1 protein-coding gene is annotated in these 1,010 nt (G+C 63.6%); it reads left to right on the forward strand.

Features of this window, described 5'->3' with window-relative positions; all coding sequences use genetic code 11:
• Positions 1 to 1,010, forward strand: a 1,010-nt coding sequence (locus ACFPWW_RS18145; protein ID WP_377312811.1) for a calcium-binding protein, incomplete at both ends; no start/stop codon positions are given.

A 1,010-nucleotide genomic window follows, 5' to 3' on the forward strand; every position in this document is an offset into this window, starting at 1 on the left:
AGATCCGGACGTCGCTTGCGACCTATTCGATCGCTGCGCTCGCCAATATCGAGAACCTGACCTACACCGGTTCGGCTGCCTTCACGGGTACCGGCAACGCTGTGGCGAACGTGATCACCGGCGGCGACGGCAATGACACGCTGAACGGCGGCGCCGGCGCCGACACGCTGATCGGTGGAGCGGGTGACGATACCTATATCGTGGATATTGTGGGCGATGTGGTCACTGAAGCTGCAAGTGCAGGCACCGATACGGTCAAGACCGCGCTTGCGGCCTACACGCTCGGCAGCGATGTCGAGAACCTGACCTATACGGGCACGGTGGCCTTCACCGGAACGGGCAACGGCCTTGCCAACACGATCAGGGGTGCGGCGGGTGCCGACACGCTGGACGGCAAGGCGGGAGCGGATGCGCTGATCGGCGGTGCCGGCAACGACACCTATGTTATCGACGATCTGGCCGATGTCGTGACCGAAGCCGCCAACGGAGGCACGGATCTCGTCAAAACGGCGCTTTCTGCCTATGCGCTGACCAACATCGCCAATGTCGAGAACCTGACCTTCACAGGGTCGGGTGGTTTCACCGGGACGGGCAATGCTCTTTCCAACACGATCACCGGCGGTGTCGGCAACGATACGCTGGACGGTGGGGCCGGAGCCGACACGCTGATCGGCGGCATCGGCAACGATACCTATGTCGTGGATGCCGCCGGCGACGTGGTCACGGAGGCAGTGGGTGCGGGTATGGACGAGATCCGCACGTCACTTGCGACCTATTCGATCGCTGCCCTCGCCAATGTCGAGAACCTGACCTACATCGGTTCGGCTGCCTTCACGGGCACCGGCAACGCTGTGGCGAACGTGATCACCGGCGGCGCCGGCAACGACACGCTGAATGGCGGCGCCGGCGCCGATACGCTGATCGGCGGAGCGGGTGACGATACCTATATCGTGGATGTCGCCGGCGACGTCGTTACCGAAAGTGCCGGCGGAGGAATCGATACGGTGAGG

This window comes from Rhizobium sp. GCM10022189, assembly GCF_042656325.1.
In the GTDB taxonomy this organism is placed as follows: Bacteria; Pseudomonadota; Alphaproteobacteria; order Rhizobiales; family Rhizobiaceae; genus Rhizobium.